Origin of the sequence: Porphyrobacter sp. LM 6, assembly GCF_001720465.1 — a bacterium.
In the GTDB taxonomy this organism is placed as follows: domain Bacteria; phylum Pseudomonadota; class Alphaproteobacteria; order Sphingomonadales; family Sphingomonadaceae; genus Erythrobacter.
In genome coordinates, this window is record NZ_CP017113.1 from 105768 (window position 1) to 121518 (window position 15751).

Annotated in this window: 13 protein-coding genes; 9 read left to right on the forward strand and 4 right to left on the reverse strand. The window is 64.0% G+C overall.

Annotated elements, in window-relative coordinates:
- Positions 1 to 50 precede the first annotated feature (50 nt).
- On the reverse strand, positions 51 to 4241 hold the full coding sequence (gene rpoB / locus BG023_RS00560; protein WP_069308720.1) for a DNA-directed RNA polymerase subunit beta: 4191 nt from the start codon (positions 4239 to 4241) through the stop codon (positions 51 to 53).
- 422 nt (positions 4242 to 4663) lie between these two features.
- Here rpoB and BG023_RS14805 point away from each other — a divergent pair, with 422 nt between their 5' ends.
- The 7 genes from BG023_RS14805 to BG023_RS00590 all read left to right on the forward strand — a co-directional run bounded on the left by BG023_RS14805 (position 4664) and on the right by BG023_RS00590 (position 9132).
- A complete protein-coding gene (locus BG023_RS14805) occupies positions 4664 to 4801 on the forward strand; it encodes a hypothetical protein (protein ID WP_190315790.1) in 138 nt (45 codons plus the stop codon).
- Between the two features lie 23 nt (positions 4802 to 4824).
- On the forward strand, positions 4825 to 5379 hold the full coding sequence (locus BG023_RS00565; protein WP_069308721.1) for a DUF2975 domain-containing protein: 555 nt from the start codon (positions 4825 to 4827) through the stop codon (positions 5377 to 5379).
- Entirely contained in the window at positions 5379 to 5621 is a 243-nt protein-coding gene (locus BG023_RS00570; protein ID WP_069308722.1) for a helix-turn-helix domain-containing protein, read from the forward strand. Before BG023_RS00565 ends, BG023_RS00570 begins: the two co-directional genes overlap by 1 nt.
- A gap of 319 nt (positions 5622 to 5940) precedes the next feature.
- On the forward strand, positions 5941 to 6453 hold the full coding sequence (rplJ, locus tag BG023_RS00575; protein WP_069308723.1) for a 50S ribosomal protein L10: 513 nt from the start codon (positions 5941 to 5943) through the stop codon (positions 6451 to 6453).
- A gap of 69 nt (positions 6454 to 6522) precedes the next feature.
- Positions 6523 to 6900 carry a 50S ribosomal protein L7/L12 gene (rplL, locus tag BG023_RS00580; RefSeq protein WP_069308724.1) on the forward strand — a complete coding sequence of 126 codons (378 nt, stop codon included), beginning with the start codon at positions 6523 to 6525 and terminating at the stop codon, positions 6898 to 6900.
- A 158-nt stretch (positions 6901 to 7058) separates the two neighbouring features.
- Complete coding sequence (locus tag BG023_RS00585; RefSeq protein WP_069308725.1) at positions 7059 to 7574, forward strand: PEGA domain-containing protein; 516 nt, start codon at positions 7059 to 7061, stop codon at positions 7572 to 7574.
- Positions 7575 to 7731: 157 nt separating this feature from the next.
- The gene (locus tag BG023_RS00590) at positions 7732 to 9132 is read left to right on the forward strand and encodes an MATE family efflux transporter (protein ID WP_335673842.1); all 1401 of its coding nucleotides are present in this window, start codon (positions 7732 to 7734) and stop codon (positions 9130 to 9132) included.
- Here the strand turns inward: BG023_RS00590 and BG023_RS00595 are convergent.
- Positions 9129 to 10016, reverse strand: coding sequence for a mechanosensitive ion channel family protein (locus BG023_RS00595; RefSeq protein WP_083234455.1), 888 nt, complete (start codon positions 10014 to 10016; stop codon positions 9129 to 9131). The genes BG023_RS00590 and BG023_RS00595 overlap by 4 nt on opposite strands.
- 258 nt (positions 10017 to 10274) lie before the next feature.
- Positions 10275 to 10802, reverse strand: a complete 528-nt coding sequence (locus BG023_RS14635) for a DUF2853 family protein (protein ID WP_069308726.1) — start codon at positions 10800 to 10802, stop codon at positions 10275 to 10277.
- 199 nt (positions 10803 to 11001) lie between these two features.
- On the opposite strand from BG023_RS14635, the gene groES reads away from it, so the two are divergent.
- Together groES and groL are read left to right on the forward strand one after the other, a co-directional pair.
- Positions 11002 to 11289: a co-chaperone GroES gene (gene groES, locus BG023_RS00605; protein WP_069308727.1), complete on the forward strand. Its 288-nt coding sequence runs from the start codon at positions 11002 to 11004 to the stop codon at positions 11287 to 11289.
- 53 nt (positions 11290 to 11342) lie between these two features.
- On the forward strand, positions 11343 to 12974 hold the full coding sequence (gene groL, locus BG023_RS00610) for a chaperonin GroEL (RefSeq protein ID WP_069308728.1): 1632 nt from the start codon (positions 11343 to 11345) through the stop codon (positions 12972 to 12974).
- Positions 12975 to 13188: 214 nt separating this feature from the next.
- Here the strand turns inward: groL and BG023_RS00615 are convergent, their stop codons facing one another.
- Positions 13189 to 15585, reverse strand: a complete 2397-nt coding sequence (locus BG023_RS00615) for a TonB-dependent receptor (RefSeq protein WP_069308729.1) — start codon at positions 15583 to 15585, stop codon at positions 13189 to 13191.
- Positions 15586 to 15751: the final 166 nt, after the last annotated feature.

Sequence of the window (15751 nt, forward strand, 5' to 3'; positions counted from 1 at the left end):
GGGATGAAACTCTTGGGCGGATGAGGCGGGGGTGCTGGACCCCGCGCCCCTTATTCCGCTGCTTCCAGCATCTCGCCGTCGTCGTCCTCGTCGCTCAGCGACTTGAGTTCGACGTTCAGACCCAGCGAGCGCATTTCCTTGACGAGCACGTTGAAGCTCTCAGGGATGCCGGCCTCGAAGGTGTCGTCGCCCTTGACGATCGCTTCGTAGACCTTGGTGCGGCCGACCACGTCGTCGGACTTCACCGTCAGCATTTCCTGCAAGGTGTAGGCCGCGCCGTAGGCCTGGAGCGCCCAGACCTCCATTTCGCCGAAGCGCTGGCCGCCGAACTGCGCCTTGCCGCCCAGCGGCTGCTGGGTGACGAGCGAGTACGGCCCGATCGAACGCGCGTGGATCTTGTCGTCGACCAAGTGGTGGAGCTTGAGCATGTAGATGATGCCCACGGTCACCTTGCGGTCAAACGCCTCGCCGGTGCGGCCGTCATACAGCGTCGACTGACCCGAAGAGTCGATCCCCGCCTTGATCAGCATTTCCGACACGTCGGGCTCGCGGGCGCCGTCGAACACCGGGGTCCCCATCGGCACGCCGGCCGAAAGGTTGCCCGCCAGTTCCACGATCTCGGCCGTCGAACGGCTGTCGATGTCTTCGTGGTACTGGTCGCCGTAGATGTCCTTCAGGCGCTCGACCACCGCAGCGGGCGGAGCGACATTGGCGAAATCTTCGGCAGCGTTCGGATTGGCAGCGCGCCATTCTTCCAGCTTGTTCTTGATCTCGTGACCGAGCGCCCGTGCGGCAAAGCCGAGGTGCGTTTCGAAGATCTGCCCGACGTTCATACGCGAAGGCACGCCCAGCGGGTTGAGCACGAGGTCGACCGGAGTCCCGTCTTCGAGGAACGGCATGTCTTCCTGCGGCAGGATGCGCGAAATCACACCCTTGTTCCCGTGACGGCCGGCCATCTTGTCGCCCGGCTGCAGCTTGCGCTTCACCGCGACGAAGACCTTGACCATCTTGAGCACGCCCGGAGCGAGTTCGTCGCCGCGTTCGAGCTTTTCCTTGCGGTCGTGGAACTTGGCATCGATCAGCGCAACGGCTTCGTCGTACTGCGACTTCACCGCTTCGATCTGCGCCTGACGATTGTCGTCAGCAACCGCGAACTTGAACCATTCGTGGCGTTCGACCTCATCGAGGATTTCCTCGGTGATTTCGATGCCCTTCTTCAGGCCCTTCGGCGCTGCGGAAGCGGTCTGGCCCAGCAGCATGTCGCGCAGGCGGTTGTAGGTCGCACGGTTGAGGATGTTGCGTTCGTCGGCCGCGTCCTTGCGGAGGCGTTCGATTTCCTCGTTCTGGATCGCACGGGTACGGTCATCGATCTCGATCCCGTGGCGGTTGAACACGCGCACTTCGACGATCGTGCCGGCCACGCCCGGGGGCAGACGCAGCGAGGTGTCGCGCACGTCGCTCGCCTTTTCGCCGAAGATCGCGCGCAGCAGCTTTTCTTCCGGGGTCATCGGCGATTCACCCTTGGGGGTGATCTTGCCGACCAGAATGTCACCCGGATGCACTTCCGCACCGATATAGACGATGCCCGCTTCGTCGAGGTTGCGCAGGGCTTCCTCGCCGACATTCGGGATGTCGCGGGTGATGTCTTCCGGCCCGAGCTTGGTGTCGCGGGCCATGACTTCGAATTCCTCGATGTGGATCGAGGTGAACACGTCGTCCTTCACGATGCGTTCGCTGATCAGGATCGAGTCTTCGTAGTTGTAGCCATTCCAGGGCATGAACGCGACGAGGCTGTTCTTGCCCAGCGCCAGCTCGCCCAGATCGGTCGAGGGGCCATCGGCAATGATATCGCCCTGTTCGATCACGTCACCCACCTTCACCAGCGGACGCTGGTTGATGCAGGTGTTCTGGTTCGAACGCTGGAACTTCTGGAGCGTGTAGATGTCGACGCCCGACTGGCCGGGTTCGACATCGCCGATCGCACGGATCACGATACGGGTCGCGTCGACCTGGTCGACGATCCCGCCGCGACGGGCCGCAATCGCCGCGCCGCTGTCACGCGCCACGGTTTCTTCCATGCCAGTACCGACCCACGGGGCTTCGGCCTTCACAAGCGGCACCGCCTGGCGCTGCATGTTCGAACCCATCAGCGCGCGGTTGGCGTCGTCGTTTTCAAGGAACGGAATGAGCGAGGCCGCGACCGAGACGAGCTGCTTCGGCGACACGTCCATCAGCGTCACGTGCTCGCGCGGGGCCATCAGGTTGTCGCCGTTGTGACGCGCCGACACCAGTTCTTCCACGAACGAGCCGTCTTCATTCAGCTCGGCCGAAGCCTGCGCGACGGTGTGCTTCTGCTCTTCCATCGCGGAAAGGTAGATCACGTCGCCGGTCACCTTGCCGTCCACCACCTTGCGGTAGGGGGTTTCGATGAAGCCGTACTTGTTGACGCGGCTGAAGCTCGCGAGCGAGTTGATCAGACCGATGTTCGGGCCTTCCGGCGTTTCAATCGGGCAGATGCGGCCATAGTGCGTCGGGTGAACGTCGCGGACTTCGAAGCCGGCGCGCTCGCGGGTCAGACCACCCGGCCCGAGCGCCGAAACGCGGCGCTTGTGGGTGACCTCCGAGAGCGGGTTGGTCTGGTCCATGAACTGCGAGAGCTGCGAGGAACCGAAGAACTCGCGCACCGCAGCCACAGCGGGCTTCGCGTTGATGAGGTCGTTCGGCATCACGGTCGACACATCGACCGAGCTCATGCGCTCCTTGACGGCGCGCTCCATGCGGAGCAGGCCGACGCGGTACTGGTTTTCGAGCAGCTCGCCCACCGAACGCACGCGGCGGTTGCCGAGGTTGTCGATGTCGTCGACTTCGCCCTTGCCGTCCTTGAGGCCGACCAGTTCCTTGACCACGGCAAGGATGTCTTCCTTGCGCAGGGTGGTCACGGTGTCTTCGGCATCGAGGCCGAGACGCATGTTGAGCTTCACGCGGCCCACGGCCGACAGGTCATAGCGTTCGGCATCGAAGAACAGGCCTTCGAACAGCGCTTCGGCGGTTTCCTTCGTCGGCGGTTCGCCCGGACGCATGACCTTGTAGATCGCTTCCAGACCTTCGTCGCGGTTCTCGGCCTTGTCGGCCTTGAGGGTGTTGCGGATCCACGGACCGGTGTTGATTTCGTCGATATCGAGCAGCGGCAGGCGGTCGATGCCGGCCTTGTCGAAGGCTTCGACATGCTCGAGCGTCACTTCGTCACCGGCTTCGATGTAGATCCGGCCGGTGCTCTCGTCGATCATGTCGCAGGCGGCATAGCGGCTGACGACTTCCTCGGTCGGCAGCAGCAGCTCGGCCAGACCATCCTTGGCGGCCTTGTTGGCAGCGCGCGGGCTGATCTTGGTGCCGGCCGGGAACACTTCCTCGCCGGTGGCGGCATCGACCAGCGCGAAGGTCGGCTTGGCACCGCGCCATTGCTCGGCCACGAACGGGATCTTCCATCCGTCCTTGGCGCGTTCCCACGACACGGTGTTGTAGAAGTAGTGGAGGATGTCCTCGGCATCGAGGCCGAGCGAATAGAGCAGCGCGGTGACCGGCAGCTTGCGCTTGCGGTCGATACGCACGTTGACGATGTCCTTGGCGTCAAACTCGAAATCGAGCCACGAACCGCGGTAGGGGATCACGCGGGCGGCGAACAGCAGCTTGCCCGACGAGTGGGTCTTGCCGCGATCGTGATCGAACAGCACGCCCGGCGAACGGTGCATCTGCGAGACGATCACGCGCTCGGTGCCGTTGATGATGAAGGTGCCGTTGTCCGTCATCAGGGGCATGTCGCCCATGTAGACGTCCTGCTCCTTGATATCGAGGACCGAGCGGGTTTCGGTTTCCGAGTCCACCTCGAACACGATGAGGCGCAGCGTCACCTTCATCGGGGCAGCATAGGTTATACCGCGCTGGCGGCACTCGGTGGTGTCGTACTTGGGCTCTTCGAGTTCGTAGTGGACGAAATCGAGCTCGGCGGTGCCGGCGAAGTCGCGGATCGGGAACACCGAACGCAGGGTCTTCTCGAGGCCGGAGACATAGCCCGTGGCCTTGTCCGAACGCAGGAACTGCTCGTAGCTTTCGCGCTGAACCTCGATCAGGTTCGGCATCTGCACCACTTCGTGAATGTCACCGAAGATCTTGCGGATGCGCTTCTTAGCGGTCCCTTGCGCCTTGCGGCTGCGGATGACGGGCGGCTTCGCCTTGGTTGCCATGGAGACTTGGGCCTCTTCAATTAGGCCGCACGAGTGGCTCGCGCGGACGGGAAAACTTCGCTGCGTTCCACGCGAAAGGTGCCATTTCCAACGCACAAATGCCGCGTGCCCAACCCTGCTCTGATGGCATGGCTGGCAGCAGCACTTCGATTTGCGTCGCGAATTGGCGTGGCGCCGCTTCCATTCCCAGACCGATCCCCGCGCATGAATCAGTCTTGCTCGAAGCTGACGCGAGCGGCGCATGTAGGATTGCCCCCGCCCGGTGTCAACGCCGCGGTTTCGCGGCAAGGGGGCGCGTTTGGCCGTTTACCGCAAAACAACGCGCTCAATATCGTTTTTCAATATTATTGATTGACGATAAGCCGCGAATCGGATTAGAGAGCATTTATCGAATCACAATGTGCTCTAGAAAGGAAAACGATATGACCCGCATTGCCAACTCCGCCCTCGCCGCCTGCGCCGCGATGGTTCTCTCGCTTGTGTCGATCGGCGCGATCGTCACCGTTCCCCCGGCGGAGGCTGCGGCGCCCGCCGCGCTCGACCTTCCGGTCTTCGCCTGACATTCGCCAGAAGGAACACAGCCATGATCAAGTCCGACAAATCCACCGACCTCCTGCTGCTGGCGGGCAAGGTCATTACCGTCCTGATGCAAGGCGCGATGGGCTTCGGCGCCTTCGTGCTGGTCCTTGTCGCCGGTGCGCTGGCGTTCAGCCGCGACACGATCGAGGCCGAAATCGCTGCCGAGACCGGCCACGCCGATCTCGCCCTGCCGCTCTTCGCCAGTTTCGGCGTGTTGCTGGTCGGGTTGGCGATTGTCGCCACGCTGTTCGTGTTCTTCGGCAAGCTTCGGGCGATCATCAACACGGTGAGCGAAGGCGATCCCTTCGTGCCCGACAATGCCGATCGGCTGAGCCTGATGGCGTGGCTGATGCTCGGGGTCCAGCTGCTGGTTCTGGCGGCCGTTCCCTTCGCCCTCCAGCTTGGCGAATTCGCACGGAAGTTCGGTGAGGATGCCCAAATCGAGGCCAACGGCGATTTTGACCTCAGCGGCATTCTGCTGATCATCATCCTGTTCATCCTTGCCCGCGTGTTCCGCCACGGCGCCGCGATGCGCGAAGACCTGGAAGGGACCGTGTGATGCCCCCGATCAACGACGACCTCGAAGGAGCCCGCATCATGGTCAAGCTTGACGACCTGCTCTACGCCCGCCGCATGACGCTGACCGACCTCTCCGAGCGGGTCGGCCTCACTCTCGCCAACCTGTCGATCCTCAAGACCGGCAAAGCCAAGGCGATCCGCTTCTCCACCCTCGCAGCAATCTGCCGCGAGCTGGAGTGCCAGCCGAGCGACCTGCTGAGCTACCGCATCGAGGACGCGTAAGCCCAAATTGCTTGACTCTTGCGCCTGATCCCCTAAAGGCCCGCCCCGACCGGCGGGCCTCGTGCTTTGTCCGGTCATCCGTCCGAGACAGTTGGTGAGAGCAATCAGGCTCTCTTAATTTCCAGCCTAGACGGGGAAACGAGATTTTGCCGGGCAGCCTTGCAAGGGTCTGCCCTGCCCGTGCCTGATGGCACACCCTCCTTCCCTATCGACGGACTCGCCCGTGTTCGGGGCCGCAAGGCTTTCGCGCGCGGACAAACGTAGCCGGCCGCTTGCGGGGAGCCATTCCCGTCTGCGGTCAAATGTGAAGGAGTATGGCATGGATCGTTCGCAGAAAGCCGACGCGGTTGCCCAGCTCAATGCGGTCTTCAACGAGGTTGCCGTGGTGGTTGTCACCCGTAACCTCGGCATGACGGTGGCTCAGTCCACCGACCTGCGTACCAAGATGCGCGATGCTGGTGCGTCCTACAAGGTTGCGAAGAACCGTCTCGCCAAGCTCGCCCTCGAAAACACCGACTATGTCGGGCTTGGTGACATGCTCACCGGTCCGGTCGGGCTGGCCTGGTCGACTGACCCGGTCGCGGCTGCCAAGGCCGCTGTCGACTTCGCGAAGTCGAACGACAAGCTCGAAATCGTCGGCGGTTCGATGGGTTCGGTCGTCCTCGACGAAGCCGGGATCAAGGCGCTTGCCACGATGCCGAGCCTCGACGAAATGCGCGCCAAGCTCATCGGTCTGGTCAACGCCCCGGCGACGAAGATCGCCCAGGTCGTTACCGCGCCCGCCGCGAAGGTCGCCCGTGTGTTCGCCGCTTACGCGGACAAGGCAGCCTAAGAGACGTTTTTCGCCAGACGAAACAATCTTGGGGCATTTTCGCCCCGCCACAATTTGGAGTGAACCATCATGGCCGATATTGCCAAGCTTGTTGAAGAACTTTCGAAGCTGACCGTGCTCGAAGCCGCCGAACTCGCCAAGGCGCTTGAAGAAGCGTGGGGCGTGAGCGCTGCTGCTGCTGTTGCTGTGGCTGCTGGCCCGGCTGCCGGCGGCGACGCCCCGGCTGCTGAAGAGCAGACCGAATTCGACGTCATCCTGACCGGCGACGGCGGCAAGAAGATCCAGGTGATCAAGGAAGTCCGCGCCATCACCGGCCTGGGCCTGACCGAAGCCAAGACCCTCGTGGAATCGGCTCCGAAGGCGCTCAAGGAAGGCGTTTCGAAGGCTGAAGCCGAAGAAGTTAAGAAGAAGATCGAAGAAGCCGGCGGCACCGTCGAGCTCAAGTAAGCGCGAAAGGCGCGACCTTGCGCCTTTCCGGTTACACCGGATCAAAAGAAGGGCGTCGCCAGCAATGGCGGCGCCTTTTTTGTTTACTCGCCCCTGCCGCAAGCTAACACCGGAAGCGATCCTGCAACGGGATCCTTTGGGAGAGGGGTGCAAAATCAATGAAATGGAAGACTCTCGCGCTCGCCGCCATGGCGGGCGTCTCGCTGAGCGGCTGTGCCACCGTGATGAACGGCACAAACATCGATTACACCACCACGACCGACCCGACCGGGGCCGACGTGGTGTTCCTGAACGGGCTCAAGTGCACCTCGCCCTGCACGCTTGAACTGAAGCGCGGCGCGGATACCCGTGTCGACATCAGCAAGCCGGGTTACGAGCCGGTCTATGTCCTGATCCAGTCGCGCCTCGCCGGTTCGACCTTCGGCAACATCCTTGCCGGCGGGATCATCGGCGGCGTGGTCGATGGCGGCAACGGCGCGAGCAACACGCTCAGCCCGCGTCCGCTGATGGTGCGCCTTTCGCCGACCGGCTCGGGCAAGCCCGCGATGCTGCTCGACAAGGACGGCAAGGACCTGATGACCGTCACCGAGCACAACGACAAGGTGCGTGCCGACGTCGCCAAGACGATCGGGCTCGAATCCGCCGGCATGAGCAAGAACGACCCGGCCCAGTAAGCCGCATCGGTTACCGGAAACAAAGGAAGGCGGTGCCAGCAATGGCGCCGCCTTTTCCTTTGGACCGAGGGATTTGCACCATCCGGCCTTTTGCCCTTCCCTTACGTCGCCCTCGCGCCTATCCGGTCCGGCTCGCCTTATCGCGGGCAGCGATAGGATGATGCAGCACTCAAGCACTCTCGATACGCCCAGCTGGGGGCAGGAACTGCGCGCGACGCTGGCTCTCGCCGTGCCGCTCGCGGCGACGAACCTGTTGCAGATGCTGATCCACGCGGTCGACGTGATCTTCATTGCGCGGCTGGGCGATCAGCCGCTTGCCGCGTCGAGCCTCGGCATCGCGATCTTCGGGCTGACGGTGTGGGCAATGACGGGCCTCGTGGGTGCCTGCGCCCCGCTGATCGCGGCCGAGCGCGGTCGCAAGCTCCACTCGGTGCGCGATATCCGCCGCACGGTGCGGATGGGGATGTGGGTGGCGGTCGCCTTCGGCCTCGTCGGCATGGGCATCGCCTTTGCGGGTGAGGCGTTGCTGCTGCTGAGTGGGCAGGACGCTGCAATTGCAGCGATGGCGGGCGATTTCCTCGTCATTCTCGCCTGGGCGATGATCCCGATGGTGCTGGCCGGCGTGTTCCGCATCTTCGTCGCCGCGCTGGGCAAGCCGGGCTATGCGACCGCGATCACTCTGCTGGCACTCGGCACCAACACGCTCGGCAACTGGGTGCTGGTGTTCGGCAATCTCGGCATGCCCGCGTTCGGCCTTGCCGGTTCGGCCGCATCGAGCGTGATCACCGCGCTGGCAATGCTGGCGGCCTATGTCGTGGTCATCAGCAGCGACCGCACCTTGCGCCGCTACGCGATTTTCGGACGCTGGTGGCGGCCCGAATGGGCGCGGCTCAAGCAGATCATGGTGATCGGCACGCCGATTTCGCTGACGGTGCTGGCCGAAGCCGGGCTGTTCAGCGTCGCAGCGCTACTGATGGGGCGCTTCGGCGAGACGGAACTCGCCGCGCACACGCTCGCGCTCAATCTCGCCGCTCTGGCGTTCCAGATCCCGTTCGGCACCGCGCAGGCGGCAACCATCCGGGTCGGCTATCACCACGGCGCAGGTGACCGGGTTGCGGCGGGCCGCGCGGGCTGGGTCGCAATTGCGATCGGCACGGGGTTCATGAGCACCACCGCGCTCGCCATGCTGCTGGTGCCGACGCTGCTGCTGCAGGTCTATATCGACCCCTATGCCCCCGCCAATGCCGCGCTGGTCGCCTTCGCGCTGCAATACCTCGTGCTGGCGGCGATCTTCCAGCTGGCGGACGGCGTGCAGGCGGTAGGCGCGGGCGCGCTGCGCGGGCTTCAGGACACGCAGGTGCCGATGTGGATCGCGATCTTCAGCTACTGGGTGCCGGGCTTCGGCTTCGCCATCGGGCTGGGGTTCTTCACCCCGCTCGAAGGGACAGGCGTATGGATCGGGCTGGCGCTGGGCCTGTTCTTTGCCGCTGCCGGGCTGCTGTGGCGCTGGATCCGGCGCGATGCGCTGGGGCTGACGCGTTACGAGACCGCAGCCTAGCGCGGCGCGGAGGCGGGCGCGGCAGCCGCAGCGGCGGCCACCCCGGTGGGGATGGTCATGCCCAGCGCGTCGAACTTCAGCTTCACCGCCTCGTTGAGCGCCCATGACAGCGGCAGATAATCGCCCGCATTGCACCACACCCTGAGGCCGACGCGCACAGAATTGTCCGCCAGCGCCGCAACAAACGCGACCGGCTCGGGATCGCCAAGCACTCGCGCATCGGCCTTCGCCAGCTCAAGCATCGCGGTGCTCGCGGCCTTGAGGTCATCCTCGTAGGCAATGTTCACCAGCAGCTCGAGCCGCCGCCTGGGCATGCGCGAATGGTTGACCACCGCCTTGTTCCACAGCTCGTTATTGGGAACCATGACATAGAGCCCGTCGAGCTGGACCATTTCGGTGGTGAACAGGCCGATCGCCTGCACCGTCCCGGCCACGGTCCCGGCGGTGATATATTCGCCCACGCGGAACGGACGCTGGATCAGGATCATCACGCCCGCCGCCACATTCGACAGCGTGCCTTGCAGCGCAAGGCCAACCGCCAGCGCAAGCCCGCCGAGCGCGGCGATTATGCTGGTGGTCTGCACCCCGAACTGGGTCAGCACCGTGATCGCCACCACCACCCACAGCGCATATTTGATGATGTTGCTGAGGAACTTCGCGACCGTCGGCTCGATGCGGGTGTTGCGGGTGAGCGCGCGGTCGGCCCAGCGCGACAGGAACCGCGCGAGGATCACCCCGATCACCAGCACCGCGACCGCGCCGGTGAGATAGGCGAGGTTGACCTTCACCCACAGCCACGCCTCGTGCGCGACGTTGATCTCGTCATTGAGGGCGGCAAGCTTGGGCGGCAGCTTGGGTGGGGAAGGTGTCACGGTCGCTCGCATAAATGGAGCCTTCCGGGGCGACGCTGGGTCAACCCGGAAGGTCGGTTCTCTTGCGAAGCATGCTTAGCCGCGCGTGACCGTGATTTCCACCCGTCCGCCGCCGCCTTGTCCTCGCCCGGGTCGGTCTGGCCGCGCGGCCACGCACGCTCCGCCGGAAACACAGCGCGGCCCGTGTGTTGGCGCTCTCTCGAGAGCTATGCGGCCGGAAGCGGTCAGTGCAGCCGTTATCGGTGCCGAGGGTGGTTTGCGAACGAAGCGTCAGCCGCCGGCAGTACTGGCAACCGCTGCGGCCATCGCCAGCACCCCGCCGCCCAGACCAACAATGGCCGCGAACTTGAGATCGTCGCTCGGGCCGCCGACGGAGGTGCCCGGCGGGGGGCCGTCAAACATGGTCGCCGTCCAGGGTGCCAGCGGCGGGACCGCCGGTGCCGGCGGGATCGCCGCCGCAGCCGCGGCGAGCTGCTCCACCTTGCCGAAATGTTCGGCGAGCAGATAGTAGGCCGTGACCCGGTGGCGGGAGGTGGTATCGCTCATCCGTGCGCCGACCGAGGCGATGGCGGCATCAAGCACGCCATCAGATTCGGTCAGGCCGAGCGTCTTCTTGCAGAAGTTCTCGCGCACGCTGCGGGTTTCGGCCGGTTTGCCGAACGACACCATCGGCGCCTCGCGGGTATTCAGCGATACAAGACAATGGCGTACGAGCCCGGCGATCGCGCCGGTATCGGCAGCCGGAACGTAACGCTTGACGTCAGCCGCCCAGTCGGTGGCTGGGGCTTCATTCGACATATCGACCTCACTTGCTTCCGGTAAGGAGCTTAATTGTTGCCGATCCCGATTCCGCTCTAACAGGGGTTTGGACCAAGCCCAAACTTTTCTCGCGCCAGCGCCTTGACTCTGTGCCGGGCGAAACCCAAATGCGCCCCGTTGGCACTCTCAGAGGGAGAGTGCCAAGCCAACTCATCCACTCACAGGAAAGGTCATATCAATGGCATTTCGTCCGCTGCACGACCGCGTTGTGGTCCGTCGCATCGAAGCCGACCAGAAGACCGCTGGCGGCATCATTATCCCCGATAGCGCCCAGGAAAAGCCGAGCGAAGGCGAAGTCATCGCCGTGGGCGACGGCGCCCGTGACGATAGCGGCAACCGCATCGCGCTCGACGTCAAGGTCGGCGACCGCGTGCTGTTCGGCAAGTGGTCGGGCACCGAAGTCAAGATCGCTGGCGAAGACCTGCTGATCATGAAGGAAAGCGACATCATGGGGATCGTCGGCTGATAGCCTGATCCCTTCCGCTTCCACTCAACAACCCAATCTCAGGAGAAACAATCATGGCTGCCAAGGACGTAAAGTTCGGCCGCGAAGCCCGCGAAGGTATTCTGCGCGGCGTCGACATCCTCGCCAACGCCGTCAAGGTGACCCTCGGCCCCAAGGGCCGCAATGTCGTGATCGACAAGAGCTTCGGCGCGCCGCGCATCACCAAGGACGGTGTGAGCGTCGCCAAGGAAATCGAGCTCAAGGACAAGTTCGAAAACATGGGCGCGCAGATGCTGCGCGAAGTGGCCTCGAAGGCGAACGATGCGGCCGGTGACGGCACCACCACCGCCACCGTGCTCGCCCAGGCGATCGTGACCGAAGGCATGAAGTCGGTTGCTGCCGGCATGAACCCGATGGATCTCAAGCGCGGGATCGATCAGGCCGTGATCGCCGTGGTCGAAAACCTCAAGGCCCGTTCGAAGGACGTGTCGGACAGCTCGGAAATCGCGCAGGTCGGCATCATCTCGGCCAACGGCGACGTGGAAGTGGGCGAAAAGATCGCCCAGGCCATGGAAAAGGTCGGCAAGGAAGGCGTGATCACGGTCGAAGAAGCCAAGGGCCTCGAGTTCGAACTCGATGTCGTCGAAGGCATGCAGTTCGACCGCGGCTACCTCTCGCCCTACTTCATCACCAACCCCGACAAGATGACCGTGGAACTGGATAACCCCTACATCCTGATCCACGAGAAGAAGCTGTCGAACCTGCAGTCGATGCTGCCGATCCTCGAAGCTGTGGTGCAGTCGGGCCGTCCGCTGCTGATCATCGCCGAAGACATCGAAGGCGAAGCGCTGGCGACCCTCGTGGTCAACAAGCTGCGCGGCGGCCTCAAGGTTGCGGCCGTGAAGGCTCCGGGCTTCGGCGATCGTCGCAAGGCGATGCTGCAGGACATCGCGATCCTGACCAAGGGCGAGATGATTTCCGAAGACCTCGGCATCAAGCTTGAGAACGTCACCGTCGGCATGCTCGGCCAGGCCAAGAAGGTCTCGATCGACAAGGACAACACCACCATCGTCGATGGCGCCGGTTCGGCTGACGACATCAAGGCGCGCGTCGCCGAGATCCGCACCCAGATCGACAACACCTCGAGCGATTACGACCGCGAGAAGCTCCAGGAGCGTCTCGCCAAGCTCGCCGGCGGTGTGGCCGTGATCAAGGTTGGCGGCGCGACCGAAGTCGAAGTGAAGGAGCGCAAGGACCGCGTCGACGACGCTCTCCACGCGACCCGCGCTGCGGTTGAGGAAGGCATCGTTCCGGGCGGCGGCACCGCGCTGCTCTACGCCACCAAGGCCCTCGAAGGCCTCAAGGGCGCGAACGAAGACCAGACCCGCGGCATCGACATCATCCGCAAGGCGATCACCGCCCCGATCAAGCAGATCGCCCAGAACGCCGGCCATGATGGCGCGGTCGTTGCGGGCAACCTGCTGCGCGAGAATGACGAAACGCAGGGCTTCAACGCCGCCACCGACACCTACGAAAACCTGGTGAAGGCCGGCGTGATCGACCCGACCAAGGTCGTCCGCACCGCGCTGCAGGATGCGGCCTCGGTCGCCGGCCTGCTGATCACCACCGAAGCGGCGATCGTCGAGCGTCCGGAAGACAAGCCGGCCGCCCCCGCCATGCCCGACATGGGCGGCATGGGGTTCTAAGCCGCTAGGGCGGGCTGAGCCAGCGACGCTGGCTCAGCACTCGCCCGCGGCCGGCCAGCGGAGCGCAGCTCCGACTGACGACACGGGCTTCGCCCGGGTCGATCCAGCCCAGAGCCAAACAAAAAGAAACCCCGGCGGATCGCTCCGCCGGGGTTTTCTTTATGCCATCAGCAGGTGGCCCGCCGCGGATCGCCGCGGGCCGCCGTGCCGCGCGTCAGAACGACTGGCGCGCGGTGATGCCGAAGGTGCGCGGCTGGCCGATGTTGAAGCCAAGCCGTGCGCGGCCGCCACGTTCCCGGTCGAACGAGAGCAGCGGGTTTTCATCGAACAGGTTGCTGACATAGGCGGTCAGCGACAGGCCGCTGTCGAGTTCCACACCGGCGCTGAGATTGACCAGCTGGTAGTCGGGCAGCAGCAGGTTCACCGTGGTCGCCGACCCCGCCGGAGCCCCGCCGAACGGCAGGTTATGGACGAAGGTGCGCGGGTTGTTTTCCTGATCCGACGGCTGGGTGTAGCGCGTGCCGACGTGCTGGACCGAACCGGTCAGGAACGCCGTGGTGGAATCGTTGAGATCCCACTCGTAGCTACCGCTCGCCGAGATCTGGAACTCCGGCACCGAAGGCAGACGGTTGCCTTCGCGGATCCCGGTCGCCCCGGCCAGCGCGCCCGGCAGGGTGCTGTCGAATTCGGATTCGAGCAGGCTGCCGCTGAGGTTGAAGTTCAGACCGGCCGCAGGGCTGACACCGATTTCCGCTTCGACCCCGGCCACGTGGGCTTCAGGCACGTTGAACACGATACGCGACGAGCAGCTACCGGCATCGAGCGTGACCTGCAGGTTGCTGATGTCGTTGTAGAACGCGGCCGCATTGAAGGTGAAGCCCGTCCCTTGGGTCTTCACGCCCAGTTCGTAGTTCCACAGCTTTTCATCGCCATAGTCCTGGAAGCCGCCGAACAGCGCCAGATCCTGCGCATTGCAGAGCGGGGTGTTGAGCGGATCGTTGACCCCGCCCAGCCGGAAGCCCTGCGAGGCCTGGGCGTTGATGGTGACATCGGGGCTGACTTCGTAGCTCAGCAGGAAGCGGGGGGTGAAGCCGTCCGAAGCGGTTTCGTCCACCACGCCGGTATCGCCGTTGGCGAACAGGCCGCCGCTGGTGATGGTGCGGGTTTCCTCGAAGTCGTAGTAACGACCACCAGCCGTGAAGGTCAGCGCATCGGTGATGTCGTAGGTCAGTTCGCCGAAGATCGCGATCTGCTTGATATCGAACGGCAGGTCGGAGTTGAACGGCGAGTTGGCCGGGAACCCGTTGGCCACCGCGGCCGAGGTGCCGGCGCCCAGCACCGCATCGGTGAAGGCATCATAACCCGGGGTCGGCAGACGCTGGGCGTAGTTGCGCTCGACGTCCGAATAGAAGCCGCCGATCAGCCACTGGAACGGACCGTCATAGTCCGATGCCAGCCGGACTTCCTGCGTGACCGTCTTGAGGTCGGTGGTGTCGCGCAGGTTCGAAGGCAGCAGCACCGCCGCATCCGGATAGCCGAGATCGACCGAGACCGAGCCGGTCAGCGCGCTGGCATCGCGGCTCACCAGAATGTCACGGTTGATGTAGGAGGTGACCGAGGTAAGATCCATGTCGCCCAGACCAACCTTGACGGTCAGGTCGGCGATGAAGGTCTCGTCCTCGAAGGCTTCGCGCAGTTGCAGATACTGCTCGCGCTCGCCCAACTGCACCGCCGGACGGGTGGTGGTGAAGGGGTTGGCGTATAGGTTGTAAATCTCCTGGCGGTTGAATCCGTTGGCCGACACCTTCTGGTAGACGATGCGCGGCGTGATCGAGAAATCATCGCTCGGCTCGAAGGTGAGCGCAATGCGGCCGCCGTAACGCTCGCCGTCATTGATGTTCTCGCCGCCGCCGGGGCCACGCGCGTCGATGAAGCCGGCGAAGCGGGTGTAGTAACCCACCGCACGGATCGCCGCGACATCGCTCAGCGGCACGTTGATCGCACCCTTGATGCTGCCGCCGACATTGCCGCCGTCGATAGCGTTGAGGTTGGCTTCGACCTGACCTTCGGTCACACCGAGGGTCGGCTGGTTGGTGATGTAGCGGATCGTGCCGCCGACCGAACCCGAACCGAACAGCGTGCCCTGCGGCCCGCGCAGGGTTTCGACGCGGTTGAGATCGAACAGGTCGAGATCGGGGGTGAACAGCGACAGCGAGATCACCGATTCATCGAGATAGACGCCGACCTGCTCCTTAACGCCGGGCTGGTCACGGACGACCTGACCCGCGGAGATGCCGCGCACCGAGACCTGGCTCTGGCCCGGCCCCAAGTTCTGGATGTTGAGACCGGCGACATTGCGCGAGAGGTCTTCGAGCGTCACTGCGCCGGACTTCTGGATGTCTTCCTGGGTCTGGGCGTTGATCGAGAACGGCACGTCCTGAATGGTGGTGTCGCGCTTGGTGGCCGACACGATGATGACGTTGCCTTCGACCGTCTCGTCTTCAGCGGGCGCGGCTTGCTGGGCCAGCGCGGGGCCGGCGAGCAGGGCCGAAGCCGTGCCAGCGAGCAGCAGATGACGAAGAACGGGGCGTGATGCGGTTGGGATCTTCATGCATTTCCTCCTGTTACGCGGACCGCGCAAACATTTGTTGTTTTTGGGCTCTGGGCCTGTGTTGTGATTGTCACAATGCGATTCCTCCCTCAACGCGCAGCTTTAGGGCGACGCCATTTCAGGCGGGAATCGTTGCAGTCGTGCATCACCGTCTAGTGATGACGGG